The organism is Kitasatospora sp. NPDC041988, assembly GCF_055588525.1.
The window spans coordinates 1-1669 of sequence record NZ_JBVJCO010000113.1 but is presented as its reverse complement, the minus strand read 5'-3'; the positions used below and the strand labels follow the sequence as shown (position 1 = coordinate 1669).

Below are 1669 nucleotides of genomic sequence, written 5' to 3'. Positions count from 1 at the left end.
CCCAGCGCCGCCTCTGGTTCCTCGGCGAGCTCGAAGGCCCCAGCGCCACCTACAACATCCCCACCGCACTGCGGCTCAGCGGCGCGCTCGACCGCAAGGCCCTCCGAGACGCGCTGCACGACGTGCTGGCCCGCCACGAAGTCCTGCGCACCGTCTACCCGACCCACAACGGGCAGCCCCACCAGCGCATTCTCGAAGCGACGGCGGTCGCCCTCGACCTGCCCGTCACCTCGCTCACCGGGGCCGAGCTGGAGCAGGCCCTCGCCGACGCGGCCGGGTACGTCTTCGACCTGTCCACCGAAGTACCGCTGCGCGCCGAGCTGTTCAGCGTCTCCGCGAACGAGCACGTGTTCGTCCTGGTCGTGCACCACATCGCGGGCGACGGCTGGTCGATGGGCCCGCTCGCCCGCGACATCTCCACCGCGTACGAGGCCCGGCTCGACGGCGCCGCCCCCGCGTGGCAGCCGCTGCCGGTGCAGTACGCCGACTACACCCTGTGGCAGCAGCAGCTCCTCGGCGAGGACACCGACCCCGAGAGCGTGCTGTCCCAGCAGCTCACCCACTGGCGCAAGGCCCTGGCCGACCTGCCGGAAGAGCTCCAGCTGCCCACCGACCGCCCCCGCCCGGCCGTCGCCACCCACCAGGGCGCGACCTACGACCTGAACCTGTCCGCCGAACTGCACCAGCAGCTCAGTGACCTGGCCCGCTCCCGCGGCGTGACCCTGTTCATGGTCCTCCAGGCCGGACTCGCGACCCTGCTCAACCGTCTGGGCGCGGGGACGGACATCCCCGTCGGCACCCCCATCGCCGGACGCACCGACGAAGCCCTCGACGACCTGGTCGGCTTCTTCGTCAACACCCTCGTCATGCGCACCGACCTGGACGGCGACCCGACGTTCGCCGCTCTCCTCGGTCGCGTCCAGGACGCCGGCCTCGGCGCCTTCTCGAACCAGGACATCCCGTTCGAGCGCCTCGTCGAGGACTTGGCCCCGACCCGCTCGATGGCCCGGCACCCGCTGTTCCAGGTCATGCTCACCCTTCAGAACAACACCGAGGCCACCCTCGAACTCCCGGGCCTCGCAACCGAACTGCTCCCCGCAGGACAGGCCCCGGCCAAGTTCGACCTGGACTTCCAGCTCGGCGAGCGCTTCGACGGACAGGGCCGGGCCGCCGGTCTCCACGGCTGGGTCACCTTCGCGACCGACCTGTTCGACCACGCGACGGTCGAGGCCGTCGCCCAGCGCTTCACCCGGGTGCTGGAGGCCGTCGCCGCCAACCCCGAGCAGCCCGTCAGCCGGATCGAGATCCTGGACCAGGCCGAGCGTCGGCAGCTCCTGACCGAGTGGAACGACACCGCTCAGGACCTGCCGGCCGCGACGATGCCGGAGCTCTTCCAGGCCCAGGTCACCCGCACCCCGGATGCCACCGCCCTCGTCTTCGCCGACGAAACCCTCACCTACGCGGAGCTCAACGAGCGCGCCAACCGCCTCGCCCACCTCCTGACCGAGCACGGCGTCCGCCCGGAGACCCTCGTCGGCGTCCACATGGAACGCTCCACCGACCTCGTCGTCTCACTGCTCGCGATCCTCAAGGCCGGCGGCGCCTACCTGCCGATCGACCCCAACTACCCCACCGAGCGCATCACCTACATGCTCGGCGACGCCCGGCC

General features: G+C 71.3%; 1 protein-coding gene. It reads left to right on the top strand.

The window, feature by feature from the left end:
• On the top strand, positions 1 to 1669 hold a 1669-nt coding region (locus ACZ6NC_RS41915; protein ID WP_465739145.1), incomplete at both ends, for a condensation domain-containing protein.